This window comes from Bacillus sp. FSL K6-2839, from assembly GCF_038003365.1.
Lineage (GTDB): Bacteria > Bacillota > Bacilli > Bacillales > Bacillaceae > Bacillus.
Window position 1 is genome coordinate 1,318,300 of record NZ_JBBOOZ010000001.1, and the last position, 14,963, is coordinate 1,333,262.

16 protein-coding genes and 1 pseudogene are annotated in these 14,963 nt (G+C 39.9%); 11 read left to right on the forward strand and 6 right to left on the reverse strand.

Annotation, left to right across the window (positions count from 1 at the left end; genetic code table 11):
* The first annotated feature begins 213 nt into the window (after positions 1–213).
* Positions 214–1,362 (forward strand): MFS transporter, encoded by a 1,149-nt coding sequence (locus MHH26_RS06375; RefSeq protein WP_340973793.1) that lies wholly within the window; start codon positions 214–216, stop codon positions 1,360–1,362.
* 200 nt (positions 1,363–1,562) lie between these two features.
* Positions 1,563–2,036, forward strand: a complete 474-nt coding sequence (locus tag MHH26_RS06380; protein ID WP_099725746.1) for an antitoxin YezG family protein — start codon at positions 1,563–1,565, stop codon at positions 2,034–2,036.
* Positions 2,037–2,273: 237 nt separating this feature from the next.
* Here MHH26_RS06380 and MHH26_RS06385 read toward each other — a convergent pair.
* Positions 2,274–2,660: pseudogene (locus MHH26_RS06385) on the reverse strand (macro domain-containing protein); the annotation flags it as partial.
* Between the two features lie 113 nt (positions 2,661–2,773).
* On the opposite strand from MHH26_RS06385, the gene MHH26_RS06390 reads away from it, so the two are divergent.
* Complete coding sequence (locus tag MHH26_RS06390) at positions 2,774–3,316, forward strand: GNAT family N-acetyltransferase (protein ID WP_307499662.1); 543 nt, start codon at positions 2,774–2,776, stop codon at positions 3,314–3,316.
* Between the two features lie 140 nt (positions 3,317–3,456).
* The gene (locus MHH26_RS06395) at positions 3,457–4,035 is read left to right on the forward strand and encodes an undecaprenyl-diphosphatase (protein WP_307499663.1); all 579 of its coding nucleotides are present in this window, start codon (positions 3,457–3,459) and stop codon (positions 4,033–4,035) included.
* A gap of 52 nt (positions 4,036–4,087) precedes the next feature.
* Here the strand turns inward: MHH26_RS06395 and MHH26_RS06400 are convergent, their stop codons facing one another.
* Entirely contained in the window at positions 4,088–4,459 is a 372-nt protein-coding gene (locus tag MHH26_RS06400) for an iron chaperone (protein ID WP_034660752.1), read from the reverse strand.
* Positions 4,460–4,954: 495 nt separating this feature from the next.
* Positions 4,955–5,200 carry a hypothetical protein gene (locus tag MHH26_RS06405; protein ID WP_034660753.1) on the reverse strand — a complete coding sequence of 82 codons (246 nt, stop codon included), beginning with the start codon at positions 5,198–5,200 and terminating at the stop codon, positions 4,955–4,957.
* Between the two features lie 757 nt (positions 5,201–5,957).
* Here MHH26_RS06405 and MHH26_RS06410 point away from each other — a divergent pair.
* Both MHH26_RS06410 and MHH26_RS06415 read left to right on the forward strand, forming a co-directional pair.
* Positions 5,958–7,070 carry a response regulator aspartate phosphatase gene (locus MHH26_RS06410; protein WP_307499665.1) on the forward strand — a complete coding sequence of 371 codons (1,113 nt, stop codon included), beginning with the start codon at positions 5,958–5,960 and terminating at the stop codon, positions 7,068–7,070.
* A gap of 461 nt (positions 7,071–7,531) precedes the next feature.
* Complete coding sequence (locus tag MHH26_RS06415; RefSeq protein ID WP_307499666.1) at positions 7,532–7,768, forward strand: hypothetical protein; 237 nt, start codon at positions 7,532–7,534, stop codon at positions 7,766–7,768.
* 27 nt (positions 7,769–7,795) lie between these two features.
* On the opposite strand, the gene MHH26_RS06420 is transcribed toward MHH26_RS06415, so the two are convergent.
* Positions 7,796–8,491, reverse strand: a complete 696-nt coding sequence (locus MHH26_RS06420; protein ID WP_307499667.1) for a YoaK family protein — start codon at positions 8,489–8,491, stop codon at positions 7,796–7,798.
* 34 nt (positions 8,492–8,525) lie between these two features.
* The gene (locus MHH26_RS06425; RefSeq protein ID WP_307500661.1) at positions 8,526–10,391 is read right to left on the reverse strand and encodes a DNA ligase D; all 1,866 of its coding nucleotides are present in this window, start codon (positions 10,389–10,391) and stop codon (positions 8,526–8,528) included.
* A 114-nt stretch (positions 10,392–10,505) separates the two neighbouring features.
* Here MHH26_RS06425 and ku point away from each other — a divergent pair, with 114 nt between their 5' ends.
* The gene (gene ku / locus MHH26_RS06430; protein WP_106037743.1) at positions 10,506–11,354 is read left to right on the forward strand and encodes a non-homologous end joining protein Ku; all 849 of its coding nucleotides are present in this window, start codon (positions 10,506–10,508) and stop codon (positions 11,352–11,354) included.
* Positions 11,355–11,532: 178 nt separating this feature from the next.
* On the opposite strand, the gene MHH26_RS06435 is transcribed toward ku, so the two are convergent.
* Positions 11,533–11,976: a DUF2188 domain-containing protein gene (locus MHH26_RS06435; RefSeq protein WP_095285204.1), complete on the reverse strand. Its 444-nt coding sequence runs from the start codon at positions 11,974–11,976 to the stop codon at positions 11,533–11,535.
* Between the two features lie 160 nt (positions 11,977–12,136).
* On the opposite strand from MHH26_RS06435, the gene MHH26_RS06440 reads away from it, so the two are divergent.
* The 4 genes from MHH26_RS06440 (at position 12,137) to MHH26_RS06455 (ending at position 14,959) form a co-directional block, all read left to right on the forward strand.
* Positions 12,137–12,610: a VOC family protein gene (locus MHH26_RS06440; protein ID WP_106037251.1), complete on the forward strand. Its 474-nt coding sequence runs from the start codon at positions 12,137–12,139 to the stop codon at positions 12,608–12,610.
* A gap of 48 nt (positions 12,611–12,658) precedes the next feature.
* A complete protein-coding gene (locus MHH26_RS06445) occupies positions 12,659–13,072 on the forward strand; it encodes an Rrf2 family transcriptional regulator (protein WP_334749237.1) in 414 nt (137 codons plus the stop codon).
* Between the two features lie 131 nt (positions 13,073–13,203).
* Entirely contained in the window at positions 13,204–14,055 is an 852-nt protein-coding gene (locus MHH26_RS06450) for an SDR family oxidoreductase (protein ID WP_340972771.1), read from the forward strand.
* Between the two features lie 187 nt (positions 14,056–14,242).
* On the forward strand, positions 14,243–14,959 hold the full coding sequence (locus MHH26_RS06455) for a (Fe-S)-binding protein (protein WP_340973796.1): 717 nt from the start codon (positions 14,243–14,245) through the stop codon (positions 14,957–14,959).
* The last annotated feature ends 4 nt before the right edge of the window (positions 14,960–14,963 follow it).

The following is a 14,963-nucleotide window of genomic DNA, read 5'->3' on the forward strand; positions in this document are numbered from 1 at the left end:
TCACTAAAGCAATCACCTATCGTTATCATAATCGTGTTAAATTCATGGTTTGTCAGTTTTTAAAACATTAAATAAAAAACTATAAAGGTCAATCTACCCACGTGTAAAGAGTAGCTCTTTCTCATTAATTTTTTAAACGTGCGGTTAGTTTTTGAACTTAAATCTATTGTTCTAGAAATATAGAAATAAAAGGTGTGAATTATTTTGTCAAATATGTGGAAAATTTATTTATTAGCTGCCATTAGTTTTCTTAATGGTACATCAGAATATGTGATTGCAGGAATCTTAGACAAAATTGCTGAGGGCAATCACATTTCAGTTTCATCTGCAGGACAGTTAATCACTGTGTTTTCAGTAGCTTTTGGTGCAGGGACACCCTTTCTAATTGCTATGTTTGCTCGAATGGACCGAAAAAAACTTCTTGTCTATGCTTTAACCGTTTTCTCTGTCATAAATATTCTTATTGCGATGATTACAGGATATGAAATGCTAATGGCAGCTAGAATAATCTCTGCCCTTAGTGCTGGTGTTATGCAAGTCACAGTTCTAACCCTTGCAGCAGTTTTAGCAGCTCCAGGAAAGCAAGGAGGTGCGATTGCTACAGTTATTATGGGACAAAGTTCTGCTTTGGTTGCAGGTGTACCTATAGGTAGAGTTGTGGCTTCACATTATGATTGGAATGTCATATTCATTGGACTTGGTGTAGTAGGATTACTTTTCTCTGTCTTAACTTTGTTCGCTCTTCCAAAAACAGTCGCTGAAGAACCCGTACCTTTGCGTGAGCAGTTTAAATTTTTTATGAAACCACGTATCGCAGCTTACTTGCTTATCACTTTTCTATGGTTAGGTGCATATTCGGTTGTATTTACGTACATTTCGCCATATTTCCTAGACATTTTCGGAATGAGTAACCATGGGGTAACGACAGCTCTCTTTATATTTGGTATTGCTAGTGCTATTGGAGCCCAATTAGGAGGTTTTAGTACAGATAAGTGGGGAGCATTTCGGACATTAACTGGAGGAATGGTACTCCACGCTATTGCACTATTGTTATTCCCGTTTATCGGTCAATTTGCTTTTCTTTTCTATGTATTGCTTATTTTCTGGGCGCTTGCAGCTTGGTCTTCCGGTTCGCCAATACAATTTCAGCTAATAAGACTTGCTCCTGCTGCAGCAAGTATTGTGCTTAGTTTACACAGTGCTTTGGGACAACTTGGAATGGCAGGTGGAGCTGGTATCGGCGGTATTGCTGTAAAAAATGGTTTGTTGAATTATCTTCCTTGGATTGGGGCTTTTACCCTTGCTATTGCTGTCGTAGTCACTGTTGTTGACAACGTTCTATCTAAACGAAAAACAGTCTAAAGAAACTCAGAGCACTCTTTGTATAAAATAAAAATCTATTATCAAGTGGTTTGATTCAACTTCTACATGATGATGTCCAAACAGTCGCATCAAAAGGCAGCTCTGGAGGATAATTGGTTAAAAAACGATAAAGTGGATTAAAGTGTCAGACTCCTTATGGTATTCAAAAGGTTCGACAATGTGTATGGAGGTAAAAAGTAATGAATGAAGAAAAAATAGAACATTTATATAAAGAGATAGTTGATGTTGTAGTGGGAACAATACCAATTGAATGGGGAAAGGTGTATTTATATGGTGAGGTAGTTGAAGGTTCTCAAACTGTTTACTTTTATTTTTCATCTAAAGAAAATGAGGGTAAACTGGTATATAGTCATGAGATCACTGAACTTTTTGAAGTGAGTGAACATGAATACAAAGAAAGATGGCATCAATTAGTTGACTGTATCCAAGAACTTAAGAGAGAGTTTGAACAAAATGGTCAAGAACCTTGGACAAACTTCACAATGATATTTGATGAAACGGGGCATTTTAATATAGAATTTAATTATGATGACCTTTTGAATACAAACCCTCATGAAAGAAAAACTATTTGGAAATATAATCATCTAGGTATTATACCTAAAAGTAATTCTGGTAAAAAACATTTAGAAAAATACCTCTCTACATTGGAGTAACTTTTTGAGATGTTATAAAATTCGTTTTGATAGATTAAAGAAATAAAGACTAGAGAACATATTGAGAGCATCATTCCAAGCAGAAATGGTGCTCTTATTCAACACTTAGCAACAAAATAAAAATCAATACATATGGAATCAACTGTGTATTGATTAGCATGTCAAAGAAACCGATTCACGAAAGCAAAAATATCGAAAAACACAATATTCTTTTCTAATTAAATCTTTCTTTTCACTTTATCTAAACCAATAAACCGTCACTTCACAATCACCCAATACCTCTTCAATCATGTCTTCAACAATCGTCCAATCGCCGCCCGCCAGTCCGCAGCCTATCCCGTAAGGAATGGCGATGGAAGTTCGGTTTTTCTCTTCATGTGAATGGGTTACTGTATCTTTTAGGCTTTGTAAGCAGCTGCGTAAGGCATCGTAATCAGTTTGCATTCTTTTTCTTCCGTATCCAGTTTGAGCAAATAAGTTGGCAATTGTTTTTCCGTCATTAGTTGTGATGAGTTGAACGGAGCTTAACAAGTCATCTCCTTGTTCTGTACATAATTGTTTATACTCTTTGTATACATTGGGGTATTTGCTTTTGATTTGTTTGGCTAATCCAGCGCCCATGACCCCTTTACAGTTATTGAAGACAGTTCACAACAACTTGATTGTCAAAGCTAGTGTATGTCATCTAAAATATGGAGAGACTAGAAAACACGAAAGTATGCAAAGAGGAGTCATCTATGAATCAATTAGAAACGAATCGTTTAGTTCTTAGACCGTTTTGCGATGAAGATGCGGCAGGGATGCTTGAATACTTGTCTAATCCAAGAGTAAATTGTTTTCTTAGTGATCGAATTTCTTCATTAGAAGAAGCTGTGGCTAAAGTGCAACAGAGAAAAGAAGACCATTCATATGTAACGGTTTGTTTAAAAGAAAGCCAACAGATTATCGGTGAGTTGTTTCATTTAAAAGAGGAGCCTGATACGTATTCAATCGGCTGGAATTTCAATGCAGCATATGAAGGAAAGGGGTATGCACGTGAGAGTGCTGAGGCTCTTTTGTCCTATTTATTTGTAGAAAAGGCAGCAAGGCGGCTTTATGCCTATGTAGAAGATGATAATGTCCGTTCGCAGGCATTATGTGAGCGACTAGGCATGCGGAAAGAAGGCCTTTTTCTTGAGTTTATTTCATTTACTACATATGAGGACGGCACCCCTAAATATGAAAACACGTACCAATATGCTTTGCTAAAAAAGGAATGGGAGCAACATCACTCTCTATAAGCAGTTAGTGAATGATGTTCAGGTGACGGCAAAGTGACAAACATGTCATATGATTCCATGGTTTGTTCGTTCGATCGATGGAGCGGTCATCTCATTTCAATTATCCTTGTCATAAATCGAGGAAAAAGGGATGAAATTAGATGCAGGGATATAATGAAGATTTATTTAGGTGGGTGAATCAGCTCAGTATCGATCATGGTTACTTGAATCCGTTATTCATTGGACTAGCTGAATATACAGTGCTGTTAGCAGCGCTCATGTGTCTGTTCTTTTGGTTTCAAAATCGAAGCAGCAATAGGGCGATGGTCGTATCTGCCGGATTTACTTTCATATTGGCAGAGTTAATTGGCAAAATTGCAGGAATTTTTTATTCCAACCAGCAGCCCTTTGCCGAAATGAGTCATGTCAATCTTTTGATTCAAAAGGAAGTAAATAACTCTTTTCCGAGTGATCATACCATCTTTATTTTTTCTGTTTGTCTGATCTTTTGGCTTTTTCACAAGCGCCATGTTTATTGGCTGATCATTGCGTGCGCCGTTGGTTTTTCAAGGATTTGGGTAGGTGTCCATTATCCATTTGATGTCTTAGCAGGTGCTGTCATAGCGTGTTTAACAGCGGTCGCTGTTGTATATTTGCCGATATGCCAAAGGAGCGTTAATGCCATTTTGTCATGTTATGAGTGGCTTGAGCAGAAAGTTGTAAGGAAGAGAACAAAATAACATGTTGCAGCAAAATACCCCGATCTGTTAATGGCTCAGATCGGGGTATTTTTTATTTTCGCCAAAACGTTGAACAATCCGCTTTGTCTTCGATATTAAATTCGATAATTTTTTTTAGGAGAGGATAATCAACTGGCAAGCTTTCCTTCATGCGAAACATCTTTTTTCCATGATCGTAACCCGCTTGTACAATGTCAGCTGAAAAGTGATCGATTCCTTTACCTTCTGGTGCGACAGAAATGTGATGTTTTGCTACGCTAAACCCAATAATAAATGTGCCGTGGTCTGTGAACATGGGCTGATTCCAAGCAATTCTTGGCTCTAATTGAGGGAATGTGTCTAAAATCCATTGTAAAATGTCTTGTGTGCGCTGCTTCAGCTTTGGATTACCGATATTGCTTACATATTCTTCAAACACATGCATGATGTTTTATCCTCCAATTCCATCGACCTCATACGTCTCAGACGGGATTCGAACCCGGTAAGCATAGGTTAGGGGCAACACGCTTCCCTACGGAATTTCACCTGTCTCAGTGTGCTTTTTGATGCTTCTGAAACCCTTACCTTGCGGCTCGCCAGCTATAATTCGTTTTACAGTGCTCTAGCCTTCTAGAGCTGCTGAGGCGCGGAAGTTATTGATCTTATTATATATAGTAAAATGCTAATAGGGTTATTGTAAAGAAAAACCTATGTATAAAGAGATTAGGGAGATTAAACCAAAATATGCTCCAAAATTAACTATTACAAGGTATATAATGAAATCGGTATGAGTGAAAGATTGTATACACGTTTAAAAGCAAAGACTTTCCTAAACCTGGATTATGCTCTCAATGAGGTTTAATTTAAAGCACCCGTTTAGAGGAGTTTGACTTTGAAGTAAAAAACGACCCCAAAATTGGAAGTCGTTTTGTAAATATTTTTATTTTGAAACAAAGCATTTTCCGTTAGATAATACTTCGCATTTTACAAGGAAATAACTGTTACTACTTGTCCAAACTTGAGTGTAACTTACCCCATTTTGTTTAATTAATACGTAATCCCACTGATCAGGATAAGCATCTCTGACCCACTCTAACGGAGCAGCACTTGCAGTATTCATAGAAAATAACATTGTTGCAGAAAAGGCGATAGATAATACAGCTTTTTTTAATGTTGATTTTTTCAAACAAAACAACTCCTTAATTTGAATTAACCTATTATTTGTAAATAGGTTAATTCAATAGTATCAAAGAGAAAAAGCATTTTGTGTCGAATTTTGTAAAAATACCTTAAATTTACCTATTTATATAAGGTGATAATTTTCACAATGTATGAATAAACCTTTTAACACTTTTAAAGCTTTATTGATTTGTTTTTTTATTTGCGTATAACTGGCGTCGTTTTTGGCGGAGCATGACGTAATATCGTATTATGCGATAGATGAATTGAACAGCTTTTAAAAGTGACTTTTCGTTCGGTAAATTTTGCGATTAGTTCCATGGGTTCTCTTTCTGCCGCTGATCTTTACGCGAATCGCACAAAATAGTCAAAGGCACATATGATAAAAGACCATATGGATTTGTATACAGCATTGAATTGGACTGATAGAAGGTGACAAACCTGTTGATGAGTAAACTGAAAGAGATAAACTATCAAACAAAAATGAAGGCGTTACTCACAAGCGTTCAAGGACAAAAAGCCCAAAAAAGGGCTTTTTCATTTCATTACGAGATGATTGGTTACTTTAAAACCGAAAAAAGGCGGAATTTTTACACAAACATCATTGACTAGAAGAAAGAAACGCATTTTCAATGGAAACGGTTATTGAAGATTCAAGTGATTCATATTAAAATGATCTCAAATGGACTAATTAGCAATTGCTAATAGAAGTTCCATATTTAGTGAAATCATGTGATGCAGCTGAAGGTGATTGGGGGTGTAGAATGAGCAAGATTCCTGTTGCGGAATTGGCATCATTATTAAATGACTGGAACATGGAAATCAAAAAAGATCATGCAGATGAGGCAGAACGGTTATTTGCTAAAGCGAAAGAAGCGGTAGAGGAAATTGACGATGCGGACATTCTTATGTACTATTCTCTTCTTGAGAAGAGGCATCACATTCTCATGTACAATTTAAGAGGGCAAAAGGGCAGTGTTTCAACGAGAAGTATAGAAGGTCATCACGGGAAAAAAGAGGATGACTTGTCTAACCGACTTGCCTACTATTTTGATTTTTATGAGGGTGTGTATGAGCAGCATCAAGGAAATTACGAGGTTGCATTGCAAATGTATCAAAGTGCTGAAAAGCTCTTAGATAAAATTCCAAGTGAGATCGAACGTGCTGATTTCGATTTTAAGGTGGCCTGGCTTTACTACCGACTTAGTCATATCATGCTCTCATTAAGCTATATCCGCAGAGCACTTCACGTCTATAAACGGCACAAGCATTATGAAAGAAGAACGGCACTTTCATACTCTCTCATTGCGGCGAATCAAACAGAGATCGGCCGGTATGAAGAGGCGCTTGAAAATTATCGCCTAGCGGAAGAGGTTTTGACAAACGAGCAGGATGACTTTATGCTGGCTCAGCTCCATCACAATGTAGCCATTTTATATTCATTTTGGAACAAACCGAAAGAATCAATACGTCATCTTGAAAAAGCACTGTCCCATCAAGAATATTATGAGTCGGATTTCTTTTTCCATTCTACGTATCTGATCAGCCGGGAACTCTGTGTGATTGGTGAAAAGCAGCGTGCAAGCCAATATATAGAGGCTGCGTATGCCAGAATAAAAGATGCTTCTCATGAAGTGTTTCAGCTGAAAATAGGCATCGTCCATGACCTTTACTTAACGAATGCACCACAAAGATTTCAGCAAATTGATGAGAAATTAAGAAAGTTAGAAGAGAAGAATGAATATCATGAAGTAAAAGAGCTTTCACATTTTGCGGCTAAGTATTGTGAAAAGCAAGCACTTTATGAGCAGTCTGTTTTTTACTTGAACAAAAGTTTAGAAGCGGATTTACATATGAAAAGAATGGGGTTGATTTAAGATGAAAACAGGTTTAAAAGTATTATTCGTTGTAGGTTTAGCGATCGCTGCGTCAGTTCTGACTCAAAACGTTGCGGGTTCTTTCGAAGTAGCAGAAAAAATCATTGGTGGTTAATCCACCATTTATCTCTCGCCCTTGTTGATCATCGTCAGCAAGGGTTTTTTGTATGTTGTTAATAGGCTCTTCTTATTAAACGCTACAAGAACGTTTAATAAGAAGAATTCGCAACAAAGGGGGTGTGCAAATTTGTTACCTGCCCCATTATTCTAAATAAACATAGGGCAGCGCAACAAGTTAAAAAGGTCACCTTTCTTTGCTTAATTTAATTTTTTGCAGGACTTTTCATTCACATTTTATCAAATTGGTCTATTGTACATAGAAGTAAAAGGAAAAGTCGGAACACCGCTCCATTTGTCATGCATATGATGTGATGAGTTGTTAGACGAAAGCAGGTGATTGTATGTATCCACGAGTTTATGGAGGTTTTCATGGAGGCGGTTTTAGCGGTGGGGGAGCACATATCGGATCGTTTGGTTCTCATATCGGCTTTGGCGGGTATTATGTGAGCCCTGGTGTGTTTTCTGGTTTAGGCGGTTTCCCTGGATACGGGGGATTCGGGACATTTTCTGGATATCCGTATGGCTCCACGTTCATTATGGGGCGGCCTCCTGGTTTTTATGTGAGAAGTTATGAGTGAACGTTGAAATAGCCATCTAACGATTGGCTATTTCAATTGGTGAAAGTTCTTAAATGCAGCAGTGATCACAATCACCCCAAGGATAGAGATAGGCAGCCAAATGATGATAAACGGATCGTACGCATCTGTGTATGCCGCTAAAGCGGCACCTAGGCAGTAAAAGACAATAGAGCCTATTCGCATGAAACTGACATGCTGAATAGGAGTTTTTCTTTTTTCCCGGTGTGAAATGCGCTGAGCCAAATCTTCAAATAGGTTAGCGAGTGTACTCGTTAGAACCGTTGTGGAAATGCCAGCCACATTTAATTTGCGGGCGGCCGCTGTCTGGAGACCCATGGCCATACTTAAAAGGATAATCAGCATAAAATAAGCACCTTGTGTATAAGGGAATATGGTCATGAGAGCAAATAGAAGTAGTATCATGACTTCTATGATAAAGATACGTGTAACGGCTTTTGGCCAAAATGTTTTCTCATGCTTTCCGCCTATCACAACAGCAAGTAAAACCCCTAGAACGAATCCACTCAGTGCAGTGATGGAATGAAGGGCTGTTAGCTGCAAGGAGCTTCCTGCTGCAATGCCAAGCAGCACAATATTACCTGTCATATTGGCTGTAAACACATGCCCTAGGCTCAAATAGCCAATCACATCTACAATTCCTGCGGAAAGGCACAAGAAGATTAGTGCTATATTTCGAAATGAATGTGCGGTCAAAATGGTCATCCCTTTCTTACTCTCTAATGAATAAGTGTAACGCTTAATGACCGCGTATGTCCATCTTATGTGCCGGTATGATGTCTTCAAGCCGATGCAAAACTTGTCTGAAAGTGTCATCATTTACAAGATGCCTCATACGGCGGAATGGATCTCCTTTTTCCTTTAGACGCTCTATAACAGCTGGCATGGTAAACAAAGAAGGATGAAGTCCATCTTGATGGAGTTCATCCCATTCAAGCGGTGTCGCTACAAGTCCAAGCTCATTTCCTCTTGGTGAATAGGGCGCGATGATTGTTTTTCCAGCATCGTGCTGAATATAGTCTAAATACAAGCGATTGCCGCGTTTTTTCTTAAGACGTTCTAAAGTAAATAGCTCAGGAGCTTGTTCACATAAAAATTGGCATATAAACGCGGTGAATGATCTCGTTTCTTCGTATGTGAAGGCATTTTTCTTTAATGGAATATACACTTGCAGTCCTTTACCGCCGCTTGTTTTAATAAAGGCTGTAAGAAAGAGCCCGTCTAAAAGCGCTTTGATTCGCTTGGCAGCTTCTATGGCTAGGTGAAACTCGTTAACAGATGGCGGGTCTAAATCAAAGACGATTTCGACCGGCCGGTCCGTATCCCTTGTTTCAAAAGGAATATGAAATTCCATCGCAAGCTGGTTACCGAGCCAAAGAAGCGTCTGAGGGTCATTACAGACCGTGTAAGCAATATCATCAGCTTGATCGGTCAACACAAAATCTGGTGCATAATCAGGTGTCGACTTTTGATAAAAGAATTCATCCCCAGCGCCATGAGGGAACCGAATTAAAGTAAGTCGTCTTTCACGTAAAAAGGGCAAGAGATAGGGAGCCGCTTGTCTCAAATAAAGTAAGTAATCTGCCTTGTTCAGATGAAGAGCCGGCACAATCGGTTTTTCAGGATGAGTGACGTCAATCACGGCAGGGAGCGGATACAGCTGTTTGAGCATTTGCTGAAACGTACACGCTGCTGGGTCAGTATCTAGTAAAAAGGAAGAAAAACGCGGCTCTCTTAAGGCGGATCCATCAAAGGATATACAAGCAATGCTGGCGACGATAGAAGGAGGGATTTCATATCCTGATGCTCCTTTTAGCTGGCCTTTTGTTTGAAAGAGTGTACGCAGCGTTTGTTCTTCTTCTTTAGAAAACCCATGCTTGAATTGGACAACCTCGGTGAGATGATGATCTTGATAAATACAGCCTTGGAAATAGCCATTTTCTTTATCAAAACGAGTCACAATGACAGAGACATAGCGCCAGTTTTTGACTTTCAGCCATTCTTTTGACCGGGTATTGTCGTGCCATTTACTCGTCTTTTTTTTCGCAACGAGTCCTTCCGCTAAATACTCCGTCATCAGCTTTTTCATATATTCATGATTTGTGTCTGTATGAATGAGTTGAAGAAGGGAAGGGTGCTCCAGCTGAACAGTTGGCGGAAGTTTTGCTTCTTGGAAAACTTGCTGTAACTGTTTTTTCCTATCCATCAACGGTAAATCAACAAGGGATCTCCCTGTGCATCTTAATAGATCAAATGCAATCAAATGACATGGAAACCGTTCAGCCTGCAGCTTTATAGCATCTTTGTTTTTCAGCCTGCCTCTTTGCTGAACCTTTGCAAAATCGCTTTGCTGTTCATCCAGTAAAAAGACCAATTCCCCGTCAAGCGTCAGCGGTAAAAAAGGAGCAAACTGGTCCCTTAATTGTTCGCACTGTTCAATAACCTCAGGAAACTGTTCGTTTAATCGTTTTCCGGCTCTACTTTCTAAATGAATCTCGTTTTCCTCCCACATCAGGATGGTCCGAAAGCCATCATATTTTAATTCATACACCCAGTCTGAACCGGTAGGAATATCATGTGCCGCCGTTAATCGCATAGGTTTCATTGTCATGTCACTTCCTCATATGATGTGTTCTTAGAGTGGGATGAAATTTTCATTCGCATACATAAGTCTGATGAAAACATTACATAGTAAGGAGAAAAGAACGGAGGCGACGCGATGCATACAGTTTGGAAAGGCGGCATTAGCTTTGGACTAGTCAATATTCCAGTTAAGCTGTTTACTGCTACAGAGAACAAAGATATTAAATTAAGACAGCTGCATAAAGAGTGTCACACGCCCATTAACTATAAAAAGGTTTGTGCCAACTGCGGGGAAGAGGTGGCACCAGAACAAATCGTCAAAGCGTACGAGTATGCGAAAAATAAATTCATTGAATTAGACGATGAAGAGCTAGAAAAACTGCGAAAAGAAAATGAAGAAAAAGCCGTCGAAATCATTGATTTTGTGAAGATAGAAGAGATTGATCCAATCTATTATGAAAGAAGTTACTTCTTATCCCCGGATACTGGCGGTGCGAAGGCATATTCATTATTAAGAAAAGCTTTAGAGGAATCGGGAAAAATTGGTGTGGCGAAGATTATGATCCGCTCAAAGGAGCAATTAGCAATCGTTAGGTGCTATGAACATATTTTGCTGATGGAAACCATTCATTTCCCCGATGAAATTAGACAGGTATCAGATGTACCGAATATCCCCCAAGAGGAAAACATTGTGAAAAAGGAGTTAGATACAGCGCTCCTTTTAATCGAGCAGCTGACCACGACATTCGATCCAGCGGCATATCAAGATGAATACAGAGAACAGCTGATGAATTTAATTGGCGATAAAATATCTGGAGAACATACGGTTCAGCCAGAAACGACAGGCAAAAAAGATCCGGCATCCAATGTGACTGATTTAATGGCGGCTCTACAGGCTTCAATCGATCGATCAAAACCAGCCAAAGCGAAAAAAGCAGCACCTAAAAAAAGAAAAGCACCAGCGAAAAAAGAAAAGAATGCATAAGAAAAGACCGCTTATGGGCGGTCTTCACTTTCTTCTTTTCAGCGTGATAGAAAACCTTTAAAGTCTAGGAAGGACGAGCACCGGAGCGGAGCGAATTTGACATTCGTGAGCACCGAAGCGCATACCTGACAACGAATGCGAGGGTTTGCCTACACGCTGAGATCGCTTACGGGCGGTCTTATTGCGGTTTTAACACGTCCTGAATTTCCCCGTCTTTTCTGTGAATAACAACAGAAGTCCCTTTATTAGATGCAATCTCCTTTGCCCGGTCAATTGCTTCTTGTTTCGTTTCTTTGACCTCACTTGCTCGTTTTGCTTTCTCTGTTTGAACCGCCCAGCCTTCTTCATGTTTGACGACATGCTGCGCATGATCCATGAGCTCTGGTCTTGCGGAGCTGCTGCCCTCAGAAGGTTTGACAGAACCATGAGATGAGAAATTCTCTATCTCTTTCTCCGTTGCGTTTTTCTTCCACTCTTTCGCTTGACTGATTGCAATTGGAATGGCTCTATTTTCCTCATAGCCTTCCTGTATCATTTTGTTGGCAATCTCAAGCGCTTTTTTTCGAATGACGTTGTCTAATGATTTAAATGAAGCTGGATAATCGTTCATCGTCCAAGGCATATGAACCGCTCCTTTCTTTTATTTGAACACCTTCCCCCATCTGCAATAGATCAAACATATCATTCTTCTCAAACCAATGAAGGGGATAAAATACATCGTTTTGCTGAGGCGGAATCTCATCAAATCCAGGAGAATAGAAGGGAGAAAAGGAGTGGTTTTGATGATGATAAAAGGTTTGTATGAAGCCCATTTACCTGTGAGTGATTTGAAGGCATCTATTGCGTTTTATGAAAAATTGGAATTGACACTTGCTCACGAAAATGAACGAGTTGCTTTTTTATGGATTGAAAAAGGAAAGAGCTGGCTTGGCTTGTGGAAAGTAGATATAAATGCCTTTCCATACCATCCCTCGACTCGGCACGTTGCCTTTCAAATTACAACGTCCAGTATCGAACAGATCAAGGCTTGGCTGGTTGAAAAAGGCATCAGTATTCACCCAATGTTTGGTTTTTCAGAAGAGGAACAGCCTTTAGTTCTGGATAATCCGCCGCAATTTCATGCAGCGATCTATTTTCTTGACCCAGATGAGAATTTGCTTGAATGCATTGCCCCGCTTGAACTTGATACAGCAGAAGACTACGATATCATGACATATGAGGACTGGGATAGAAAGAAAAATCCGTTTATTGATTGACAAATTCACTAATTGTAACTATATTGATTACAACGGTGGTGAAAGATTGTGAAACAAATTAGCAGCAGGTATCCAATTGCTGTTCATATTTTGTCATATATTGCAGGTGTTCCAAATGAGTGTACAGGGGATTTTATTGCGGAAAGTGTGAATTCAAATCCAGCCACTGTTCGAAAAATGATGGCAATGCTCAAACGGGCGGGACTTATTGAGATACGCCGCGGAGTAGGCGGTGCTTACTTAAAAAGGCCGGCAGAGGAAATCACGCTGTTAGATGTGTACCGTGCTGTCGATGTAAGCGAGGATGAAGAATTATTTAACTTCCATCAGCCAGTCATCGCATGTCCGATTGGTCAAGCAATGGATACAAGACTGAGGAGTGAACTAAAAGAAGCTCAGGCAGCGCTTGAAAATCACCTCAAACAAGTGACCATCCAGCAATTGTTGACAGAGTCAGAATAAAAGAAGCTCAGGCTGAACTTGAGCTTTTTTTACACCAGTTGTTGTAATCGAGATGGTTATAACGAATAAACGGATACGTAAAACTGTACCAAAACATCACCGTCGAATCACAAAATGAGGAGGTCAAACAAATGAAGTTATTAGTAACAGGCGCAACAGGACAACTTGGATCGCTCGTCGTCCAGCATTTGCTTACAAAGGTACCGGCTGAACAAATTGCGGTCAGTGTTCGAAACCCGCAAAAAGCAGCACATTTGAAGGAATCTGGGGTGGATGTACGCCACGGAGACTTTACTCAGCCAGACACCCTTAAGGCAGCCTTTCAAGGCATTGACCGTCTTTTGATGATTTCAACTGCAGAAGGAGACCGCGTGCAGCAGCATACGGCTGCCATCCAAGCGGCGAAAGCAGCTGGTGTATCCTTTATTGCTTATACAAGCGTTGTGAGTGCAAGAGAGAGTCAGCTTGTCCTTGCACATGACCATGCAAAAACAGAAGAAGCGATTGTGGCCTCTGGCATTCCTCATGTGTTTTTAAGAAACAATTGGTATGTAGAAAACGAAAAAGATACGATTCTAGCAGCCGTTAGCGGCGCACCATTTTTAAGTCCAATTGGTGATGGCAAGGTTGGCTGGGCAACAAGAAATGACTACGCAGAAGCGGCCGCAAATGCGTTAACACTTCCTGTACATGATCAGGAGATATATGAGCTGTCAGGACCTCTTCGGACGCATACTGAACTTGCACACATTGTCAGTGAGGTAAGCGGAAAAGAGATCAAAGTCGAGCAAATTGATGTCGACACATTTGGAGAGTTTTTAGCTTCAAATGGTGTACCAAAAGAAGCTGTTCCGTTCGTCAAAGCCATTCAAAGCGGCATTCGCGATGGTGCCTTAGCTGTTGAAAGCCGTGATTTCGAAACATTATTAGGCCGGCCCTTAACACCTATCGAAGAAAGAATTCGTGAATTGACTTCAAAATAAATCTTCTCAAGCGCCCTTAAAAGGGCGTTTTTTTCATTCATCCACACGAGCCATATGTCCAAATTTAGACAAATCACTTCGTTGAAATTTCAGAAATTTGGGATTAAAATGAAAATAGGGCCTGTTATTTCGTCATCAGATGACCAAAGTGATGATTCAAATTGCAGCAAAGAAGGGAAGTTCGCCGATGAAAGTCCATTTATTCGTTACCTGTTTAATTGACACCATGCAGCCAAATGTAGGAAAGGCGACAGTGGAAGTACTAGAAAGGCTCGGTGTAGAGGTGGAATTTCCAGAGGCACAAGTGTGCTGCGGACAGCCAGCCTTTAACAGCGGCTATACAAAAGAAACCATCAAAGCAGCAAAAAACATGATCAAAGCCTTTGAATCAGCTGAATATGTCGTGACGCCATCAGGTTCTTGTAAGGCGATGTTTTTAGAATATCCTCATCTTTTAAAAGAAGAACCAGTGTGGACTGCAAAAGCTGAGGCACTTGCTGAGAAAACATATGAATTAACCGAGTTTATTGTTGATATATTACACGTCACAGATGTAGGAGCGAGCCTGAAAGGAAACGCAACCTATCACACATCCTGTCATATGACGAGACTGCTGCGAATTAAGGAAGCACCTTTCACACTGTTGTCACATGTCAAAGATTTGACGATGACACCATTGCCGCGCGCAGAAAATTGCTGTGGATTTGGAGGAACCTTTTCAGTAAAAATGACACCTATTTCTGAGCAAATGGTCGATGAGAAAGTCCAAAGCATAGAGGAGACAGGCGCTGAATACATTATTGGTGCTGACTGCGGATGTCTGCTGAATATTGGCGGGAGGCTGAATCGTCTTGATAAGCCCATTCAAGTGATGCATATCGCAGAAGTATTAAATAGCCGCTGACTTT

Excerpts from the sequence above, each read along its gene's own strand:
- MHH26_RS06375 (WP_340973793.1), top strand. The coding sequence starts at position 214 with ATGTGGAAAATTTATTTATTAGCTGCCATTAGTTTTCTTAATGGTACA.
- MHH26_RS06380 (WP_099725746.1), top strand. The coding sequence starts at position 1,563 with ATGAATGAAGAAAAAATAGAACATTTATATAAAGAGATAGTTGATGTT.
- MHH26_RS06390 (WP_307499662.1), top strand. The coding sequence starts at position 2,774 with ATGAATCAATTAGAAACGAATCGTTTAGTTCTTAGACCGTTTTGCGAT.
- MHH26_RS06395 (WP_307499663.1), top strand. The coding sequence starts at position 3,457 with ATGCAGGGATATAATGAAGATTTATTTAGGTGGGTGAATCAGCTCAGT.
- MHH26_RS06400 (WP_034660752.1), bottom strand. The coding sequence starts at position 4,459 with ATGCATGTGTTTGAAGAATATGTAAGCAATATCGGTAATCCAAAGCTG.
- MHH26_RS06410 (WP_307499665.1), top strand. The coding sequence starts at position 5,958 with ATGAGCAAGATTCCTGTTGCGGAATTGGCATCATTATTAAATGACTGG.
- MHH26_RS06415 (WP_307499666.1), top strand. The coding sequence starts at position 7,532 with ATGTATCCACGAGTTTATGGAGGTTTTCATGGAGGCGGTTTTAGCGGT.
- MHH26_RS06420 (WP_307499667.1), bottom strand. The coding sequence starts at position 8,491 with ATGACCATTTTGACCGCACATTCATTTCGAAATATAGCACTAATCTTC.
- MHH26_RS06425 (WP_307500661.1), bottom strand. The coding sequence starts at position 10,391 with ATGAAACCTATGCGATTAACGGCGGCACATGATATTCCTACCGGTTCA.
- ku (WP_106037743.1), top strand. The coding sequence starts at position 10,506 with ATGCATACAGTTTGGAAAGGCGGCATTAGCTTTGGACTAGTCAATATT.
- MHH26_RS06435 (WP_095285204.1), bottom strand. The coding sequence starts at position 11,976 with ATGCCTTGGACGATGAACGATTATCCAGCTTCATTTAAATCATTAGAC.
- MHH26_RS06440 (WP_106037251.1), top strand. The coding sequence starts at position 12,137 with ATGATGATAAAAGGTTTGTATGAAGCCCATTTACCTGTGAGTGATTTG.
- MHH26_RS06450 (WP_340972771.1), top strand. The coding sequence starts at position 13,204 with ATGAAGTTATTAGTAACAGGCGCAACAGGACAACTTGGATCGCTCGTC.
- MHH26_RS06455 (WP_340973796.1), top strand. The coding sequence starts at position 14,243 with ATGAAAGTCCATTTATTCGTTACCTGTTTAATTGACACCATGCAGCCA.